General features: G+C 71.6%; 18 protein-coding genes. All 18 read left to right on the forward strand.

Annotated elements, in window-relative coordinates; all coding sequences use genetic code 11:
• The first annotated feature begins 25 nt into the window (after positions 1-25).
• The 18 genes from lysA (at position 26) to ACIQF6_RS12525 (ending at position 19569) form a co-directional block, all read left to right on the forward strand.
• Positions 26-1417, forward strand: coding sequence for a diaminopimelate decarboxylase (gene lysA, locus ACIQF6_RS12440; protein WP_400893476.1), 1392 nt, complete (start codon positions 26-28; stop codon positions 1415-1417).
• 132 nt (positions 1418-1549) lie between these two features.
• Entirely contained in the window at positions 1550-2842 is a 1293-nt protein-coding gene (locus ACIQF6_RS12445; protein WP_400893477.1) for a homoserine dehydrogenase, read from the forward strand.
• An 8-nt stretch (positions 2843-2850) separates the two neighbouring features.
• Positions 2851-3948, forward strand: a complete 1098-nt coding sequence (gene thrC, locus ACIQF6_RS12450; protein ID WP_400893478.1) for a threonine synthase — start codon at positions 2851-2853, stop codon at positions 3946-3948.
• A gap of 273 nt (positions 3949-4221) precedes the next feature.
• Positions 4222-5139 carry a homoserine kinase gene (gene thrB / locus ACIQF6_RS12455; RefSeq protein WP_400893479.1) on the forward strand — a complete coding sequence of 306 codons (918 nt, stop codon included), beginning with the start codon at positions 4222-4224 and terminating at the stop codon, positions 5137-5139.
• 510 nt (positions 5140-5649) lie between these two features.
• Positions 5650-7776, forward strand: a complete 2127-nt coding sequence (gene rho / locus ACIQF6_RS12460; RefSeq protein ID WP_400893480.1) for a transcription termination factor Rho — start codon at positions 5650-5652, stop codon at positions 7774-7776.
• Between the two features lie 142 nt (positions 7777-7918).
• Complete coding sequence (locus tag ACIQF6_RS12465) at positions 7919-9031, forward strand: LCP family protein (RefSeq protein ID WP_400893481.1); 1113 nt, start codon at positions 7919-7921, stop codon at positions 9029-9031.
• 125 nt (positions 9032-9156) lie between these two features.
• Positions 9157-9384 carry a 50S ribosomal protein L31 gene (rpmE, locus tag ACIQF6_RS12470; RefSeq protein WP_035866123.1) on the forward strand — a complete coding sequence of 76 codons (228 nt, stop codon included), beginning with the start codon at positions 9157-9159 and terminating at the stop codon, positions 9382-9384.
• Positions 9385-9518: 134 nt separating this feature from the next.
• Positions 9519-10595 carry a peptide chain release factor 1 gene (gene prfA / locus ACIQF6_RS12475; RefSeq protein WP_400893482.1) on the forward strand — a complete coding sequence of 359 codons (1077 nt, stop codon included), beginning with the start codon at positions 9519-9521 and terminating at the stop codon, positions 10593-10595.
• Between the two features lie 18 nt (positions 10596-10613).
• Complete coding sequence (prmC, locus tag ACIQF6_RS12480) at positions 10614-11480, forward strand: peptide chain release factor N(5)-glutamine methyltransferase (protein ID WP_400893484.1); 867 nt, start codon at positions 10614-10616, stop codon at positions 11478-11480.
• A 325-nt stretch (positions 11481-11805) separates the two neighbouring features.
• Positions 11806-12453, forward strand: coding sequence for an L-threonylcarbamoyladenylate synthase (locus tag ACIQF6_RS12485; RefSeq protein WP_073814244.1), 648 nt, complete (start codon positions 11806-11808; stop codon positions 12451-12453).
• Positions 12454-12485: 32 nt separating this feature from the next.
• Positions 12486-13121, forward strand: coding sequence for a protein-tyrosine-phosphatase (locus ACIQF6_RS12490; RefSeq protein ID WP_400893914.1), 636 nt, complete (start codon positions 12486-12488; stop codon positions 13119-13121).
• A 177-nt stretch (positions 13122-13298) separates the two neighbouring features.
• Positions 13299-14561: a serine hydroxymethyltransferase gene (gene glyA, locus ACIQF6_RS12495; RefSeq protein ID WP_400893487.1), complete on the forward strand. Its 1263-nt coding sequence runs from the start codon at positions 13299-13301 to the stop codon at positions 14559-14561.
• A 150-nt stretch (positions 14562-14711) separates the two neighbouring features.
• The gene (locus ACIQF6_RS12500; protein WP_400893489.1) at positions 14712-16043 is read left to right on the forward strand and encodes a glycosyltransferase family 4 protein; all 1332 of its coding nucleotides are present in this window, start codon (positions 14712-14714) and stop codon (positions 16041-16043) included.
• 279 nt (positions 16044-16322) lie between these two features.
• On the forward strand, positions 16323-16745 hold the full coding sequence (locus tag ACIQF6_RS12505) for a hypothetical protein (protein WP_400893491.1): 423 nt from the start codon (positions 16323-16325) through the stop codon (positions 16743-16745).
• A gap of 279 nt (positions 16746-17024) precedes the next feature.
• Positions 17025-17846 (forward strand): F0F1 ATP synthase subunit A, encoded by an 822-nt coding sequence (atpB, locus tag ACIQF6_RS12510; RefSeq protein WP_400893493.1) that lies wholly within the window; start codon positions 17025-17027, stop codon positions 17844-17846.
• A gap of 81 nt (positions 17847-17927) precedes the next feature.
• Positions 17928-18158, forward strand: a complete 231-nt coding sequence (gene atpE, locus ACIQF6_RS12515) for an ATP synthase F0 subunit C (protein WP_100588007.1) — start codon at positions 17928-17930, stop codon at positions 18156-18158.
• 41 nt (positions 18159-18199) lie between these two features.
• A complete protein-coding gene (locus ACIQF6_RS12520; protein WP_400893496.1) occupies positions 18200-18757 on the forward strand; it encodes a F0F1 ATP synthase subunit B in 558 nt (185 codons plus the stop codon).
• Entirely contained in the window at positions 18754-19569 is an 816-nt protein-coding gene (locus ACIQF6_RS12525) for a F0F1 ATP synthase subunit delta (RefSeq protein ID WP_400893498.1), read from the forward strand. Before ACIQF6_RS12520 ends, ACIQF6_RS12525 begins: the two co-directional genes overlap by 4 nt.
• Positions 19570-19638 lie beyond the last annotated feature (69 nt).

Consider the following 19638-nt stretch of genomic DNA (forward strand, 5'->3'; position numbering starts at 1 on the left):
TGCCATAGGTCGAGGAAGTTCTCACATGTCTCGCTCCGCACACCCCGCAGGCCCCCGGCACGGCGACGTGCTGCCCGAGGGCCACTACCAGGCCCCGCCCGCCGACCTGAACGCCCTCGACCCGAAGGTCTGGTCGCGCACCGTCACCCGTGACGCGGACGGCGTCGCCACCGTCGGCGGCGTCGACGTCCGCACCCTGGCCGCCGAGTTCGGCACCCCCGCGTACGTGCTGGACGAGGCCGACTTCCGGGCCCGCGCCCGGGCCTGGCGGGACGCGTTCGGCACCGAGGCGGACGTGTACTACGCGGGCAAGGCGTTCCTGTCCAAGGCCGTGGTGCGCTGGCTGCACGAGGAGGGCCTCAACGTCGACGTGTGCTCCTCCGGCGAGCTGCAGGTGGCGCTGGCGGCCGGCATGCCGGGGGAGCGGATCGCGCTGCACGGCAACAACAAGTCGGTGCGCGAGCTGGAGCAGGCCGTGAAGGCCGGCGTCGGACACATCGTGGTCGACTCCTTCCAGGAGATCGACCGCCTCGCGGAGATCGCCGAGGCGCAGGGCGTCCGGCAGCCGGTGCTGATCCGGATCACCGTCGGCGTCGAGGCGCACACCCACGAGTTCATCGCCACCGCGCACGAGGACCAGAAGTTCGGCCTGTCGCTCTCCGGCGGCCTGGCCGCCGAGGCGGTCCGCCGGGTGCTGGCCAAGCCCTCCCTGGAGCTGCGCGGCATCCACTCGCACATCGGCTCGCAGATCTTCGACTTCGCCGGCTTCGAGGTGGCCGCCCGCCGGGTGGTCGGCCTGCTCGCCGAGGTCCGCGACGAGCACGGCGTCGAACTGCCGGAGATCGACCTGGGCGGCGGCCTCGGCATCGCCTACACCCCCGACGACGACCCGCGCGAGCCCGCCGAGATCGCCGCCTCGCTCGGCGAGATCGTCCGACGCGAGTGCGCCGCGGCACAGTTGACGGCCCCTCGGATCTCGGTGGAGCCCGGCCGGGCGATCGTCGGCCCGACCGCGTTCACGCTGTACGAGGTCGGCACCGTCAAGCCGCTGGAGGGCCTGCGCACCTACGTCAGCGTGGACGGCGGCATGTCCGACAACATCCGCACCGCGCTGTACGACGCCGAGTACTCGGTGGCGCTGGTCTCCCGCACCAGCGAGGCCGAACCGATGCTGGTCCGGGTGGTCGGCAAGCACTGCGAGTCCGGCGACATCGTCGTCCGGGACGCCTTCCTGCCCGCCGACCTGGCCCCCGGCGACCTGATCGCGGTGCCCGCCACCGGCGCCTACTGCCGGTCGATGGCGAGCAACTACAACCACGCCCTCAAGCCCCCCGTGCTGGCCGTCGCCGACGGTGCGGCCCGGGTGATCGTCCGCCGGGAGACGGAAGAGGATCTCCTGCGTCTCGATATCGGCTGACGAAATTTTCGTCTCATTACGTGGACCGGCCGTAGATCCGTGCGGAAAGTCCCGGAGACTGGTACGGACAGGAAAGCCCCCGGGGGACACCGAATCACCCCGGCGGGGACGAAGAAGGCAGAGCGGAGTCGGATGATGCGTACGCGCCCGCTGAAGGTGGCGTTGCTGGGCTGTGGTGTGGTGGGCTCCGAGGTGGCGCGCATCATGACGACGACAGCCGACGACCTCGCCGCGCGCATCGGCGCCCCGGTCGAGCTCGCGGGCATCGCGGTCCGGCGGGCCGGCCGCCCCCGCCCCGGGGTGCCCGAGCACCTGCTCACCACCGATGCCGAGGCCCTGGTCGGCCGCGACGACATCGACGTGGTGATCGAGGTCGTGGGCGGCATCGAGCCGTCCAAATCGCTGATCCTCAAAGCCTTCGAGGGCGGCGCCTCGGTGGTCTCCGCCAACAAGGCGCTGCTCGCCAAGGACGGCGCCGAACTGCACGCCGCGGCCGCCGCGGCCGGCGCCGACCTCTACTACGAGGCCGCCGTGGCCGGCGCCATCCCGCTGCTGCGCCCGCTGCGCGAGTCGCTGGCCGGCGACAAGGTGAACCGGGTGCTGGGCATCGTCAACGGCACCACCAACTTCATCCTCGACAAGATGGACTCCACCGGCGCCGGGTACTCCGAGGCGCTGGAGGAGGCCACCGCGCTGGGCTACGCCGAGGCCGACCCGACCGCCGACGTGGAGGGCTTCGACGCCGCCGCGAAGGCCGCCATCCTGGCCGGGATCGCCTTCCACACCAAGGTGACCGCCGCCGACGTCTACCGCGAGGGCATCACCGAGGTCACCGCCGCCGACATCGCCTCCGCCAAGCAGATGGGCTGCGTGGTCAAGCTGCTGGCGATCTGCGAGCGCTCCGCCGACGGCAGCTCGGTCACCGCCCGGGTGCACCCGGCGATGATCCCGCTCAGCCACCCGCTGGCCTCCGTCCGCGAGGCCTACAACGCGGTGTTCGTCGAGGCCGAGGCGGCCGGCCGGCTGATGTTCTACGGCCCCGGCGCGGGCGGCTCGCCGACCGCCTCCGCGGTCCTCGGCGACCTGGTCGCGGTCTGCCGCAACAAGGTCAACGGCACCACCGGCCCCGGCGACTCGGTCTACGCCCAGCTGCCCGCCAAGCCGATGGACGAGGTGGTCACCCGCTACCACGTCAGCCTCGACGTGGACGACCGGGCCGGCGTGCTGGCCCAGGTCGCCTCGGTCTTCGCCGAGCACGGCGTCTCCATCGACACCGTGCGCCAGCAGGGCCGCGACGGCGACGCCGCGCTCGTCGTGGTCACCCACCGCGCCACCGACGCCGCCCTGTCGGCGACGGTCGACAAGCTCCGCGCGCTGGACAGCGTGCGCGACGTGGCCAGCATCATGCGGGTCGAAGGGGAGTAGGAAGAACCATGAACGCCCTTGCCGGAAACGCTTCCCGAGGCGCCCACACCCACCAGTGGCGCGGCCTCATCGAGGAGTACCGCGACCGCCTCCCGGTCACCGACTCCACCCCCGTGGTCACCCTGCTCGAAGGCGGCACGCCCCTCGTCCCCGCCCAGGTGCTCTCCGAGCGCACCGGCTGCGAGGTCTACCTCAAGGTCGAAGGCGCCAACCCGACCGGCTCCTTCAAGGACCGCGGGATGACCATGGCCATCTCCAAGGCCAAGGAGGACGGCGCCCAGGCCGTCATCTGCGCCTCCACCGGCAACACCTCCGCCTCCGCCGCCGCCTACGCGGTGCGGGCCGGCATGGTGTCCGCCGTGCTCGTCCCGCAGGGCAAGATCGCCCTCGGCAAGATGGGCCAGGCGCTGGTGCACGGCGCGAAGATCCTCCAGGTGGACGGCAACTTCGACGACTGCCTCACGCTCGCCCGCGAACTCTCCGAGAAGTACCCGGTCGCCCTGGTCAACTCGGTCAACCCGGTGCGCATCGAGGGCCAGAAGACCGCCGCCTTCGAGATCGTCGACATGCTCGGCGACGCCCCCGACATCCACGTCCTCCCGGTCGGCAACGCCGGCAACATCACCGCCTACTGGAAGGGCTACCGCGAGTACGCGGCGGACGGCCTCTCCTCCAAGACCCCCCGGATGTGGGGCTTCCAGGCGTCCGGCTCCGCGCCCATCGTGGACGGCGCCCCGGTGCTCAAGCCGCAGACCATCGCCACCGCGATCCGGATCGGCAACCCGGCCTCCTGGGACTACGCGCTGGCCGCCCGGGACGAGTCCGGCGGCCTGATCGACAAGGTGACGGACCGCCAGATCCTGTCCGCCTACCGCCTGTTGGCCGCGCAGGAGGGCGTCTTCGTGGAGCCCGCCTCGGCCGCCTCGGTGGCCGGCCTGCTGGCCAAGGCCGAGGCCGGACTGGTCGACCCCGGCCAGCGGATCGTCTGCACCGTCACCGGCAACGGCCTCAAGGACCCGGACTGGGCCGTGGCCGGCGCCCCCCAGCCGCAGATCGTCCCGATCGACCCCGAGACCGCGGCCCGCAGCCTCGGCCTGCTGGACTGATCCGGCCTCAACCCCGTTGAGCGGCAAGCCCGACCAGGCTCGCCGCTCAACGGCTTTTACGCCGCTTTCAGGTCATCCGACCGGCACTTTTCCGCTTCTTGCGGCAACACGGAAGATCCGAGCCGAGCAGGGTGTACCGCTCTGGAACCTCTCTTCGATACGCTTGACCCCGGCGGGCCGCGCCATGCTGCGCGCTCCCTTCGACCTCCCGCCGTCGTACCACCGCAGGCCCCGTCGTCCGGGCCTCCCCCACTTTTCAGGAGTGTCCACCGCATGGCCGGTCCCGCGTTCCGCGCCGCCGCCGTCCGGGTCCGCGTTCCCGCGACCAGCGCCAACCTCGGCCCCGGCTTCGACGCATTCGGCCTCGCCCTGGGGCTCTACGACGACGTGGTGGTCCGGGTCGCCGACTCCGGTCTGAGCGTGGACATCGCCGGCGAGGGCGCCGAGACCCTGCCCCGCGACGAGCGCCACCTGCTGGTCCGCTCGCTGCGCGCCGCCTTCGACCGGCTCGGCGGGCAGCCCCGCGGCCTCGAAGTGGTCTGCGCCAACCGCATACCGCACGGCCGCGGCCTGGGCTCCTCGTCCGCCGCGATCTGCGCCGGCATCGTCGCCGCCCGCGCCGTCACCATCGGCGGCGCCTCCGCCCTCGACGACGACGCGCTGCTCGCCCTCGCCTCCGAGCTGGAGGGCCACCCCGACAACGTCGCGGCCTGCCTGCGCGGCAACTTCACCGTGGCCTGGACCGAGGACGGCACCGCCCGCACCATCGCGCTCGACCCCTCCGACCGGGTGGTTCCGGTGGTGTTCGTGCCCTCCACCGAGGTGCTCACCGAGACGGCCCGCGGTCTCCTCCCCAAGACCGTCCCGCTCGCCGACGCCGCGGTCAACGCCGGCCGCGCCGCGCTCCTGGTCGAGGCGCTCACCCGCCGCCCCGAACTGCTGCTCACCGCCACCGAGGACCGCCTGCACCAGGACTACCGGGCCTCCGCCATGCCCGACAGCGCCGCCCTGGTCGCCGCCCTGCGCGCCGAGGGCGTACCCGCCGTCATCTCGGGTGCCGGACCGACGGTGCTCGCGCTCACCGACGAGTCCGGCGCGCAGAAACTCCTCAACTTCGCCGGACCGCAGTTCGCGGCGCACCGGCTGGAGCTCGACCGCGCCGGCGCGACCGTGCTGCCGCTCGACATGTGAGACGGACACGATTGACAAACAAAGGGCTGGGGAATGTGTCAGGGGGTCGGTAGTGTTAACCTCATTGCTGCACCAGATGCCCTCCGGGGCCGGGTGCGACGCATCCCGATCCCGTTCCCCCGTCCGCACGGGGGCCGGAAGCTCGGGAGCACGATTCTCCGGGAGCCCGCCACACCGCGTACGCAGCCTGCCTCCGCGACTGCGGCCCATCCCGAAGCCGTGACGGCACCAGACTCCCACCCGCAGCCTCTGCACTGAGGCCTGGCCGGGCGGGGCCCGAACTGCCGCCGCGCGACGGGGGCCCGGGCATCAACAAACAGGCGCAGCGAGGTCGTCACCGGCCGTCCGCGCCACCTTCGCACCACAGTGCACCGCACTTCGCAGCTCCCCGGAAGGACCAGCCTTCCACGGGAATCCAGCCCCTGACCAGCACACAGAGCCGCTGGACAGGACAGCACAACCGGTCGCCGTGCCAGACAGGCCGACGTCCGCTCCAGGGAAGGACCCTTAGTGAGCGACACCACCGATCTGATGGGCGCGCGCCCGGACGCCGAGGCGTCGGACGCTGCCGCCGCCCCCGCGGCTCCGGCGCGACGCCGTCGTACCGCTGCCGCCGGCCTGGACGGCCTGGTCCTGGCCGAGCTGCAGAAGCTCGCCTCGACCCTCGGGATCAGCGGTACCGGGCGGATGCGCAAGAGCCAGCTGATCGAGGCCATCAAGGAGAAGAGCGGCGGAGACCCGCTGCTCGCGGGCGGCTCCGCCCCCGCCGCTCCGGCCGCCAAGAAGGCCGCCAAGTCCGCTGCTCCCGCCGAGGCCGCTCCGGCCGCCGAGGAGCAGGGCGAATCGGCGGCTCCGCCGCGGGCGGCCCGCCGTGCCCGCACCGCCGCCGCCACCGAGCCGCAGCCGCAGGCGCAGATCGAGATCCCGGTGCAGGCCGCCGCCGACAGCGCGGCCGCCACCACCCGGACCGAGCGCCCGCGCCGCCGCGCCACCGCCGCCGCCGGTGCGCCGACCGCCGAAGCCGCGGCCGCCGCCACCGCCGAGCAGGACCGGCCGGCCGCCGAGGCCAAGGCCGAGGGCCAGCGCCAGGCCGCCGACGGCGAGGGCCGCACCGAGCGCCGCGAGCGCCGGGACCGCCGCGACCGCCGCGAGGGCGGCGAGCGCACCGAGCGTGCCGAGCGCACCGAGGCCGCCGCGGCCGAGGGCGACAGCGAGATCCGGGAGTCCCGCCGGGACCGCCGCAACCGCCGCGAGCGCGACCGCGCCGACCGCCAGCAGGGCGGCAGCCAGCAGCAGGACGGCGGCCAGCAACGCCAGCAGCAGAGCCAGCAGCAGGGCGGCGGCCAGCAGCAGGCCGGCGGCGCCCAGCAGCAGGGCGGCTACGACGACGACGAGTTCGGCGACGGCCGGCGCGGCCGCCGCGGCCGCTACCGCGACCGCCGGGGCCGTCGTCGCGACGGCTTCGAGGGCGCCGGCGGCCCCGAGGTCCCGCTGAGCGACGACGACGTCCTGATCCCGGTCGCGGGCATCCTGGACATCCTCGACAACTACGCCTTCGTCCGGACCTCCGGCTACCTGCCCGGCCAGAACGACGTCTACGTCTCGCTGGCCCAGGTCCGCAAGCACGGCCTGCGCAAGGGCGACGCCATCACCGGCGCCGTCCGGCAGCCGAAGGACGGCGAGCGCCGCGAGAAGTTCAACGCGCTGGTCCGCCTGGACTCCGTCAACGGCATGGACCCGGACAGCGGCCGCGGCCGCCCCGAGTTCGGCAAGCTGACCCCGCTGTACCCGCAGGAGCGGCTGCGCCTGGAGACCGACCCGGGCGTGCTGACCACCCGGATCATCGACCTGGTGTCGCCGATCGGCAAGGGCCAGCGCGGTCTGATCGTGGCCCCGCCGAAGACCGGTAAGACCATGATCATGCAGGCGATCGCCAACGCGATCACCCACAACAACCCCGAGTGCCACCTGATGGTCGTCCTGGTCGACGAGCGTCCGGAAGAGGTCACCGACATGCAGCGGTCGGTGAAGGGCGAGGTCATCTCCTCGACCTTCGACCGCCCGGCCGAGGACCACACCACCGTCGCCGAGCTCGCCATCGAGCGTGCCAAGCGCCTGGTGGAGCTGGGCCACGACGTGGTGATCCTGCTGGACTCCATCACCCGCCTGGGCCGCGCCTACAACCTGGCCGCGCCCGCCTCCGGCCGCATCCTGTCCGGCGGTGTCGACTCGACCGCGCTGTACCCGCCGAAGAAGTTCTTCGGCGCCGCGCGCAACATCGAGAACGGCGGCTCGCTGACCATCCTGGCCACCGCGCTGGTCGAGACCGGCTCGCGGATGGACGAGGTGATCTTCGAGGAGTTCAAGGGCACCGGCAACATGGAGCTCAAGCTCGACCGGAAGCTCTCCGACAAGCGCATCTTCCCCTCCGTCGACGTGGATGCCTCCGGCACCCGCAAGGAGGAGATCCTGCTCGGCCACGAGGAGCTCTCCATCGTCTGGAAGCTCCGCCGGGTGCTGCACGCCCTGGACTCGCAGCAGGCGATCGAGCTGCTGCTGGACAAGATGAAGCAGACCAAGACGAACGCCGAGTTCCTGATGCAGATCGCCAAGAACACCCCCGGTTCCGGCGACTGATCGCAGCAAGGCCCACCGAGACCCCGTACCGCTCCCGCGGTGCGGGGTCTCAGGCTTTTCTCAGGCCGGGTCCAGAACCGGGTCGCACTACCGGCGCGTCACTTATGCTCGAAAGGTCGCACTCCATCCGAAATGAGGCGATATGGCCGAACACCGGAAGGAACGCCCCACGGGTCGCCGCGGGCTGCGGATCACGCTGTTCGTGCTGGCCGCCGTGGTCCTGGTGGCCGCAGGGCTGGGCGGGCTCGCCTACTGGAAGCTGAACCGGAACCTGCACGGCGTCGACATCTCCGGGCAGCTCGGCAGCGCCCGTCCGCCCGCCGCCACCGACGGCTCGTTCAACCTGCTGGTGCTCGGCTCCGACTCGCGGGCGGGCGCCAACGCGAGCCTGGCCGGCGGCGACACCGGGGGCACCGCCCGCTCCGACACCGCCATGGTGGTGCACGTCAACCAGACGCACACGGCCGCCTCGGTGGTCTCCATACCGCGCGACACCCTGGTCGCCCGGCCCGCCTGCACCGGCCTCGACGGCAAGCCCGTGCCGGCGGTCCGCAGCGCGATGTACAACTCGGCGTTCGAGGTCGGCGGCCCGGCCTGCGCGGTGAAGACCACCGAGCAGCTCACCGGGATGCGGATGGACCACTTCGTCGAGCTCGACTTCGCCGGCTTCGCCTCGCTGATCGACGCGATCGGCGGGGTGGACGTCACCACCACCGTGCCGATAAGCGACCAGGACAGCGGACTGCAGCTGCCGGCCGGCACCCACCACCTGGGCGGGCAGCAGGCGCTGGCGTTCGTCCGCACCCGGCACGGCGTCGGGGACGGCAGCGACCTGGGCCGGATAGAGCTCCAGAAGCAGATGGTGAAGGCCATACTCGGCCGGATCGGCACGCTGGGCCTGGCCACCGACCCGGTGGCGATGTGGACCCTCGGCGACAAGCTCACCAAGTCGCTCACCACCGACTCCGACCTGGCCTCGGTGAACTCGCTGGTGGGCCTGGCGCAGACACTGAAGCACATCGGCCCCGACCAGCTGACCATGGTCACGCTGCCGGTCGGGTACGCCCTGAGCGACCCGAACCGGGTGGTTCCGAAGAACCCGGACGCCCAGCAGCTCTGGGCGGCGCTGCGGGCCGACCGGCCGGTGCCGGAGGCGGTGGTCACCGCTCAGCCCAGCAACCCGGCGGACAGCTCCCCGTCGCCCACGGCCTCGGTGAACGCGGGCGAGGCGGCCCTGTTCGGCGGCACGGAATAGTACGATCCGCCTCCCGGTTTGGGAAGAAGCGGGCAGTGCTGGCACACTGGTCCGTCGGTCCCGGTTCACGTGCGGATGTCCAAGTCCGCCGACCCGGTGCCCTCCCGATCAGCTAGGAGAATCCGTTGAAGTCCAACGTTCACCCGGAGTACGTGGTCACCAAGGTGACCTGCACCTGCGGCAACGAGTTCACCACTCGCTCGACCGAGACCAGCGGCGAGATCCGCGCCGAGGTCTGCTCGAACTGCCACCCGTTCTACACCGGCAAGCAGAAGATTCTGGACACCGGTGGCCGCGTGGCCCGCTTCGAGGCGCGCTTCGGCAAGAAGCTCTCCGGCAACAAGTCGGCCTAGCGCTTCCACGGCGCCGGTCTCGGGCGTCCTCGTGTACTCACGGGGGCGTCCGGGCCGGCGCCGTTCGCGTCTCTCCTGCCCCTCACCCATGGCGGGCACCCCCTGTTCGGCACTCACGGAAGTAGGACCACCCGATGTTCGAGGCAGTCGAAGAGCTCCTCGTCGAGCACGCCGACCTCGAAAAGAGGCTGGCCGACCCGTCTGTGCACGCGGACCAGGCGAACGCGCGCAAGCTGGCCAAGCGGTACGCCGAGCTGACCCCGATCACCCGGACCTACCTGGCCTGGAAGCAGGCCGGCGAGGACATCGTCGCCGCGCGCGAACTCGCCGCCGAGGACCCCGACTTCATCGCCGAGGCGAAGGCGTCCGAGGCGCACCAGGCGGAGCTCACCGAGGAGCTGCGGCTGCTGCTGGTGCCGCGCGACCCGAACGACGACAAGGACGTCATCCTGGAGGTCAAGGCGGGCGAGGGCGGCGAGGAGTCCGCGCTGTTCGCCGGCGACCTGCTGCGGATGTACCTGCGGTACGCGGAGCGGGTCGGCTGGAAGACCGAGATCATCGACGCCAACGAGTCCGACCTCGGCGGCTACAAGGACGTCTCGGTGGCCGTGAAGACCAAGGGGAACGCGGAGCCCGGCCACGGCGTCTGGGCGCAGCTGAAGTACGAGGGCGGCGTGCACCGGGTGCAGCGGGTGCCGGCGACCGAGTCGCAGGGCCGCATCCACACCTCCGCCGCGGGCGTGCTGGTCACCCCGGAGGCCGAGGAGGTCGAGGTGGAGATCCACGCCAACGACCTGCGGATCGACGTCTACCGGTCCTCCGGCCCGGGCGGACAGTCGGTCAACACCACCGACTCCGCGGTCCGGATCACCCACCTGCCGACCGGTATCGTGGCGTCCTGCCAGAACGAGAAGAGCCAGCTCCAGAACAAGGAGCAGGCGATGCGCATCCTGCGTTCGCGGCTGCTGGCCGCCGCGCAGGAGGAGGCCGAGCGGGAGGCGTCCGACGCCCGCCGCAGCCAGGTCCGCACGGTCGACCGCTCCGAACGGATCCGGACGTACAACTTCCCGGAGAACCGCATCTCCGACCACCGCACCGGCTTCAAGTCGTACAACCTGGACCAGGTGCTGGACGGGGAGCTGAACGCGGTGATCCAGTCCTGTGTGGACGCCGACGCCGCGGCCAAGCTGGCCGCCGCCCAGGAGAACTGAGCCTAAGGGGCCCGAGGGATGAACCTGCTGCTCGCCGAGGTGGCCCAGGCCACCCAGCGCCTGGCCGCGGCCGGCGTGCCCTCGCCGCGCTTCGACGCGGAGGAGCTGGCCGCGCACATCCACGGGGTGAAGCGCAGCCAGCTGCACACCGTGCCGGACGGGGACTTCGACGTCCGCTACTGGGAGGCGATCTCCCGCCGCGAGCAGCGCGAGCCGTTGCAGCACATCACCGGGCGGGCGTTCTTCCGCTACCTCGAACTGGAGGTCGGCCCCGGGGTGTTCGTGCCCCGGCCGGAGACCGAGACGGTGGTCGAGTGGGCGATAGAAGCGGTCCGCGCGATGGACGTCGCCGAGCCGCTGGTGGTCGACCTGTGCACCGGCTCCGGGGCGATCGCGCTGGCGCTCGCGCAGGAGCTGCCGCGTTCGACCGTGCACGCGTTCGAGCTCGACGAGGGCGCGATCGCGTACACCCGCCGCAACGTCGAGGCCAGCCCCGACCGGGCCCGGGTCCACCTGCACCAGGGCGACGCCACCAAGGCGTTCGCCGACGACCGGGCCTGGGACGGCCGGTTCGACCTGGTGATCAGCAACCCGCCGTACATCCCGCTCACCGAGTGGGAGTACGTCGCCCCCGAGGCCCGCGACCACGACCCGCAGATGTCGCTGTTCTCCGGCGAGGACGGCCTGGACACCATCCGCGGCATCGAGCGGGTCGCCGCCCGGCTGCTGCGGCCCGGCGGCGCGGTGGTGATCGAACACGCGGACACCCAGGGCGGCCAGGTCCCGTGGATCTTCCGCGAGGAGGGCGGCTGGACGGACGCCGCCGACCACCGGGACCTGAACAACCGGCCGCGCTTCACCACGGCCCGGAGGGCCTCGCTGTGAATACGCGGGCACAGTACGACGGCCCGGAGGGCTTCGTCGTGAACATCGGGCACGGTGCGACGGTCCGAAGGGCTTCGTCGTGAACGCCTGGGCGCCCGACGGCGACCGGAACGGCTCCGCCACGAGCACGCGCGCGCCGGGCTGCGGCCCGGAGGGCGGCGTTGGGCACGCCCGACGTGGCCCGGCGGCCCGAAGGGGCCGCGCTGTGAAGGCGCGTGCCGGGCGCGCGGTACCGTGCGGGCCCGCCGGCCCAGAGGCTGTCGCCGACCGCGGCGACCGTCTCGTTGTAGACCACCACTGAAATCACCGGAAGGGGATTGCTCCGATGAGCCGCCGATACGACTGCTCCGACGCCCAGGATCGTGCCAGCGGGCTGCGTGAGGCCGCCACGGCGATCCGCCGCGGGGAGCTGGTGGTGGTACCGACCGACACGCTGTACGGGATCGCGGCGGACGCGTTCTCGCCGGAGGCGGTGGGTGCGCTGCTGGCGGCCAAGGGGCGCGGGCGGAACATGCCCTCGCCGGTGCTGGTCGGCTCGCCGACCACCCTGCACGGGCTGGTCACCGACTTCTCCGAGCAGGCCTGGGAGCTGGTGGACGCGTTCTGGCCCGGTGGCCTGACCCTGGTGGCCCGGCACCAACCGTCGCTGCGCTGGGACCTGGGCGAGACCCGGGGCACCGTCGCGGTCCGGATGCCGCTGCACCCGGTCGCGCTGGAGCTGCTGAACGCCACCGGCCCGCTCGCGGTGTCCTCCGCGAACAAGACCGGCGGCCCGTCGCCGTCCACCTGCGACGCGGCCGAGGCGCAGCTCGGCGACGCGGTGTCGATCTACCTCGACGGCGGGACGGCCGACCATGCGACGGCCTCCACCATCGTCGACGTCACCGGCAAGGTGCCGGTGGTGCTGCGGGCGGGCGCGATCAGCGTCGAGCAGCTGAGGGAGGTCGCTCCGGACGTCGAGGCCGGCAGTTGACCGCCGCCCCGTTGTACGGAGCGGGGAGTGCCCTGGCGCCGTTCCCGGCGTCCGGGCCGCTCCCGCTGGACACCTTCAAGATCCTCTTCGTCTGCACCGGCAACATCTGCCGCTCGCCGATCGCCGAGCGGCTGGCCCGACTCGAGCTGGACTCCCGACTGGGCACCCCGGTGGGCCGCCGGATCGTGGTGGAGAGCGCCGGCACCTGGGGCCACGAGGGCGCCCCGATGGAGGCGCACGCGGCCACCGTGCTCGGCGAGTACGGCGCGGACAGCGGTGGTTTCGCCGGGCGGGAGCTGCTCGACGAGCACGTGATCGACGCCGACCTGGTGCTGACCGCGACCCTGGACCACCGCGCGCAGGTGATCTCCATGGGCCACGCGGCGGGTCTGCGCACCTTCACGCTGAAGGAGTTCACCCGGTTGGTGCAAAGGGTCGATCCGCGGACCCTGCCGGACCCCAGGGACGGCGCGCGACTGACCGAACGCGCCCGCGCACTGGTCCGCTCGGCCGCCGCCCTGCGCGGCTGGCTGCTGGCCGCCTCACCGGAATCGGACGAGCTGAGGGACCCGTACGGGGCGCCGATCGGCATGTTCCGCAACTGCGGCGAGGAGATATTCGACGCGCTGGACCCGGTGGTGACCGCACTGACCGGTGTGGACCGGTGAGTTGAGCGCCCTCCACTAAAGTTTCGGTGGAGGATTTGTGAAGGCCGCGTGCTCGGGTGATGAAGGTGACCGGGCGCGGCCGAAAGGCCCAGTCCCGCGCGTGGGGGCGGGCCCGGCGACTGGGGCCGACCTAGGCTGGAGAAATCTCCGCCCGCACCGCAGCCCGGGAGCCGCAGCATGACGGTCGCCGATGCCCGACAGGTCCACTGGCAGGCCACCGAGGCCCTGCGCGCGGCGGACCCGCTGATCGCCGACCTGCTCACCGCCGAGGACGAGCGTCGGGCCGACTCCCTGCAACTGCTGGCCGGCGAGAACCTGGCCACCCCCGCCGTGCTGGCCGCGCTGGCCGGCCCACTGGTCGACAAGTACGCCGAGGGCTACCCCGGCCGCCGCCACCACACCGGCTGCGCGCCCGCCGACACCGTCGAACTGCTGGCGATCGACCGGGCCCGCGAACTGTTCGCCGCCCCGCACGTCAACGTCCAGCCCCGGTCCGCGACTTCGGCCGTCCTGGCGGCCTACGCGGCGCTGCTGCGGCCGGGCGACGCGGTGCTGGCGATGTCGCTGGAGCACGGCGGCCACCTGAGCGCCGGCTCGCGGGCCAACTTCTCCGGCCGCTGGTTCCAGTTCCACGGCTACGGGGTGCGCGAGGACGACGGCCTGATCGACCTGGAGCAGGTCCGCCGGCTGGCCCACGAGCACCGCCCCAAGGCGATCGTCGCGGGCGGCATCTCCTACCCCCGGCACCTCGACTGGGCGGCCTTCCGGGAGATCGCCGACGAGGTGGACGCCTACCTGATCGCCACCGCCGGGCAGAGCGCCGGCCTGGTCGCGGCCGGCCTGGCGCCCTCCCCGGTGCCGTACGCGGACGTCACGGTGGTGGCCACCCACAAGCTGCTGCGCGGCCCGCGCGGCGGCCTGCTGCTGTGCACCCGCGACCTGGCCGACCGGATCGACCGGGCGGTGTTCCCGTTCTGCCAGGGCGGGGCGGCGATGAACGAGGTGGCCGCCAAGGCGGTGGCGCTGGCCCAGGCCGCCACCCCCGGCTTCGCCGACTACGCCCGCCGGGCGGTGGACGGGGCGCGGGCGCTGGCCGCCGCGCTGGCCGTCGCCGGGGCCGCGCCGCTCACCGGCGGCACCGACACCCACCTGGTGACCGCCGAGGTCGGTGGTCTCGGCCTGACCGGCGTGGAGGCCGAACGCCGGTGCGCCGCAGCCGGGTTGATGCTCGGACGGTGCGCCGTCCCGTACGACCCGGCGCCGCCCACCGAGACCTCCGGGATCCGGCTGGGCACCGGGACGTGCGCCGCCCAGGGGATGGGGGAGTCCGAGCTCGGCGAGGTCGGCGAGCTGCTCGGACGGGTGCTGGCCGGGGCCGATCCGGCCTCGGTGCGGGCCCGGGTCCGGGAGCTGGCGCAGGCCTTCGCCGGGCGGTGCTGAGCATCCGCCGACCGCGGAGGCGAACCGCGATGCGGGGCCCGGGCGTCGGAGTCAATAAGGTGTGCAACGTGGCGACGCACCTCGAACCCCGAACCTGCGCGGGAGTACCCTGCGTACTCGTCCGTCGGACCGCGACCCTGGAGGCCAGTGGTGCGTGAGTATCTGCTGGTCCTGTTCGTCTCCGCGGCGGTGACCTACCTGCTGGTGGCCCCGGTGCGGAAGTTCGCGATCGCCGCCGGCGCGATGCCCGCGGTGCGGGCGCGTGACGTGCACCGCGAACCGACCCCGCGGCTCGGCGGCATCGCGATGTTCGGCGGTCTGCTGGCGGGTCTGCTGGCGGCGTCCCAACTCACCAACCTGGGGCGGCTGTTCGTGCAGAGCGCGGACGTCAAGGCGCTGCTGTCCGGGGCCGGCATCATGTTCGTGCTGGGCGTCCTGGACGACAAGTGGGGCGTGGACGCGCTGGTGAAGCTCGGCGGTCAGATGATCGCCGCCGGTGTGATGGTGTGGCAGGGCGTCACGGTGATCTCCATCCCGGTGCCCGGCTACGGCCCGGTCGCGGTGACCCCCACCCAGGGCATGCTGATCTCGGTCACCCTGGTGGTCGTCATGGTCAACGCGGTGAACTTCATCGACGGCCTGGACGGCCTGGCGGCGGGCATGGTGTGCATCGCCGCGATCGCCTTCTTCCTGTACTCGTACCGGCTCTGGCTCGGCTACGGGGTCAACGACGCCGCGCCGGCCGCGCTGTTCACCGCCGTGCTGATCGGCATGTGCCTGGGCTTCCTGCCGCACAACCTGCACCCCGCGCGGATCTTCATGGGCGACTCCGGCTCGATGATGCTGGGCCTGATGCTGGCGGTCGCCGCGATCTCCATCACCGGCCGCGTCGACCCCGACCTGATCTCCGCCCAGACCGGCTCGCAGACCCTCGCCGTGCACGCCATGGTGCCGATCTACATCCCGCTGATCCTGCCGCTGACGGTGATCGCGCTGCCGCTGGCCGACCTGCTGCTGGCCGTGGTGCGCCGTACCTGGGCGGGCAAGTCGCCGTTCGCGGCGGACAAGCAGCACCTGCACCACCGGCTGCTGGAGGTCGGGCACTCGCACAGCCGGGCCGTGCTGATCATGTACTTCTGGGCCGCGCTGATCGCCTTCGGCACCGTGGCGGTCTCGGTCACCAACACCGGTCGCACGGTGGTCCTCACCGTCGCGGGCCTGTGCCTGGTGGGCCTCGCGGTGCTGCTGATGCCGCGCTTCCGGCCGCGCGCCCCGAAAGCCGTCCAGCCGTTCGTGCCGCCCCGCTACCGCAACGGCGAGCGGGCCGCCGGGCAGGACGCGGCGGAGGCCGGCGTCGAGGATGTCGAGGACGGTGTCGAGGCGGCCGCGATGGCCGAGCTGTCGGCCGAGGACAAGGCGCTGCTGGGGCGGATCGGCACGGGCGCGACGGCGTCCGGCCGGCGGGGCGACCGGGAAGCCTGACGCGTCGTCAACTCTCGCTCACCCGTTCGGTGGCACCCGTCCGGCGGCATCCATCGGCTGCCGGTGTGACAGGTGCCACACGTTCATGGTAAAGCTCTCATCAAATAGTTTGTGATACCGTTCACGAGTACCGAGAACACGCCGAAAGACCTGACATGGAGGACTTCCGTCCCTGGTCGGTCTCCCTCGACGGGCTTGCCCTCAACGGTGGTCCGCGGCGTGGCTCTCGCCCTTGTACCTCTGCCCCTTGTCACCGACATGCCGCCCGGAGCTGCCGACATGCCGTCCCACGACGCCCGGATCCTCCGTGGCGCCGCAATCCCCACTGCGGCCGCCGGAGTGATCGCCATGGCGATCTCCTTCGCCGTCGCCCAGGGGAAGGGCCTGCTCGGCGCCCTGCTGGCGATCGTGGTGGTGATCGGTTTCTTCGGCTTCGGCCAGGTCGCACTCGACCGGCTGACCCGGAACAATCCGCAGATGCTGATGCCGGCCGCGCTGATGGTCTACACCACGCAGATCCTGCTGATCGGCATTCTGCTGGCAGTCGCCAAGCACCTCTCGTTCTTCGACCACAAGGTCTTCGGTTTCTCGCTGCTGGGGCTCGCGATCATCTGGACGGCGTTCCAGGTCCGCGGCTGGCTCCGGGCGAAGACCTTCTACGTGGAACCCGACGGCAAGCCGAAATCCGGGCGTCAACCGTGAGTGGGGCTCACTGTCCCCCTCGCGAGGGGGGCGGTGTTTATGCCCTCCTGACGGGCTGCTATCGTCCGTCCCAACGGCGGAGTACGGGATGCGGCCAGGTCTCTCCGAGAATCGGACGGATCGCCCCCCAGCTCCACGAAGCTTTCGAAGATCCCGCGGCGGGGATATGCGCCGCGTCGGGTCAGCGAGAAATCCAACTAGTCCCAGTGCCGCACCGTGGCCGCAGGCCACGCCGACACACCGAGGTTGCCGTAACCATGCGTCAGAACGAAGGAGTCTGTGGTGGGTGCTGACGTCGTCCAGCTTGCCTCCGAGGCCAATTGCCACTTCGGCTCGGATTCCGGCTGCGGCTTCCCCGCCCCCGGCCTGGGCGAGTTCGACTTCAAGCCGATCTTCACGGTCGCCGGCGTCGACTTCACCAAGCCGATGCTGCTGTCGATCATCTGTGCGCTGCTGGTGGTGGGCTTCTTCTGGGCCGCGTTCGCCAAGCCGAAGCTGCTCCCGGGCAAGCTCCAGCTGGTCGGTGAGATCGGGTACGACTTCGTCAAGCGGAGCATCGTGCTCGAGACGATCGGCAAAAAGGGCGAGAAGTACGTCCCGATGCTGGTCTCGATGTTCTTCTTCGTGTGGATCATGAACATCATGTCCATCATCCCGTTCGCGCAGTTCCCGGTGATGTCGCGCATCGCGTTCCCGGCCGGACTCGCGATCGTGGTGTGGATCACCTACATGACGCTGACGTTCAAGAAGCACGGCTTCGTCGGCGGTATGAAGAACCTCTGCTGGCCGTCGGGCATCCCCGGCTGGGTCATGTTCATCCTGGTGCCGATCGAGTTCTTCTCGAACATCTTCGTGCGCCCCTTCACCCTCGCGGTCCGAGCCTTCGCGAACATGTTCGCCGGTCACCTGCTGATCGTCGTCTTCTCGGTGGCCTCGTGGTACCTGCTGAGCCCCACCATCGGCGCCCTGTACGGCTCCGTGTCCTTCGTGGTGGCCGTGGGTCTGACCGCCTTCGAGCTGCTGGTGCAGTTCCTGCAGGCGTACATCTTCGTGATGCTCGCCAGCAGCTACATCGCCGGTGCCCTGGAAGAGGCGCACTGAGCCCCGCGGCCCCGGCCGCGCCCCTGAACTCCCGGTGGCCAACACCCACCGGTATCCCATCCCCGCAAAGGATTAGCTGAGATGTCCGCTCTCGCCGCTGGTGTGTCCGGTTCCGTTGCTTCCATCGGCTACGGCCTCGCTGCGATCGGCCCCGGCATCGGTGTCGGTCTGATCTTCGGTAACGGCGTGCAGGCGATGGCCCGTCAGCCCGAGGCTGCCGGCCTGATCCGCTCCAACATGTTCATCGGCTTCGCCCTGACCGAGGCCCTCGCCCTGATCGGCATCGTCATGCCGTTCGTCTACGGCCAGTGAGCCAGGCGCACCGGTAGTCAATTCCGACGAAAGGTTCTGATATGACCCCCGAGGTTCTCCTCGCGGCTGAAGAGAAGATGAACCCTCTTCTCCCCGCGTGGCCCGAGGTCATCATCGGCCTGCTCTGCTTCTTCATCGTCTTCGGTCTTCTCGGCAAGAAGCTCCTCCCCAGCATCGAGAAGGTGCTGGAGGAGCGCCGTGACGCCATCGAAGGCGGCATGAAGCGCGCGGAGACCGCTCAGGCCGAGGCCCAGGCCCTGCTCGAGCAGTACCGCGCCGAGCTGGCCGAGGCGCGTCACGAGGCAGCTCGGATCACCGAGCACTCGCGTGAGCAGGGCGCTGTCCTGATCGCCGAGATGCGCGAGGAGGGCCAGCGTCAGCGCGAGGCCATCGTCGCCGCCGGCCACGCGCAGATCGAGGCCGACAAGAAGCAGGCGACCGCCGCCCTGCGCCAGGACGTGGGCTCGCTGGCCTCCCAGCTGGCCTCCCGCATCGTCGGTGAGTCCCTGGAGGACCACGCCCGCCAGAGCGGTGTCATCGACCGCTTCCTGGACGAGCTGGAGTCCAAGGCCGCCGCTGCCCAGGGTGCGTCCAAGTGATCGGCGCGAGCCGCGAGGCACTCGCCGCCGGTCGCGCGAACCTCGAGAGCCTGACCGACAACACTTCGGTGGACGCGGCCAAGCTCGCCGAGGAACTCGCCGCCGTCACCGTGCTGCTGGACCGAGAGGTCTCGCTGCGCCGCGTGCTGACCGACCCCTCGCGGTCCGGCCAGGACAAGGCCCAGCTGGTCACCTCGCTGCTGGCCGGTCAGGTCTCCGGCGAGACCGTCGACCTGGTCTCCGGCCTGGTCCGCTCGCGCTGGTCCGGTTCGCGTGACCTGGCCGACGCGGCCGAGCAGCTGACCGCGTACGCCGAGGTCATCGCCGCCGACAAGGCGGGCGCGCTGGACGACGTCGAGGACGAGCTGTTCCGGTTCGGCCGGGTGGTGGCGGGCTCGCACGAGCTGCGCGCCGCGCTGACCGAGCCCAAGGCCGACACGGCCGCCAAGAAGGAGCTGATCCGCAAGCTCCTCGGCGGCAAGGCCAACGCGGGCACCGTCCGCCTGGTCACCAGCCTGGTCACCGCCCCCCGGGGTCGTAGCTTGGAGGGTGGCCTGGAGTCCTACTCCAAGCTCGCCGCCTCCCGGCGTGGCCGCGTGGTGGCCCAGGTCACCAGCGCCGTGCCGCTGTCGGACCGCCAGAAGGAGCGGCTCGCCGCTGCCCTGGCCGGCCTGCACGGCCGCCCGGTCCACCTGAACATCGACGTGGACCCCGAGGTCCAGGGCGGTGTCCGGGTGCAGATCGGCGACGAGGTCATCGACGGCACGGTCGCGAGCCGCCTCGAAGGCGCTCGTCAGGGCCTCGAAGGCTGAGCACCAGCACTATCCGACCCTCGGTCGGGCGTCGGTCCACACCAGGTGGGCCGGCAAAACGTACGGCCG

The organism is Kitasatospora sp. NPDC092948 (genome assembly GCF_044754805.1).
Classification (GTDB): Bacteria; Actinomycetota; Actinomycetes; order Streptomycetales; family Streptomycetaceae; genus Kitasatospora.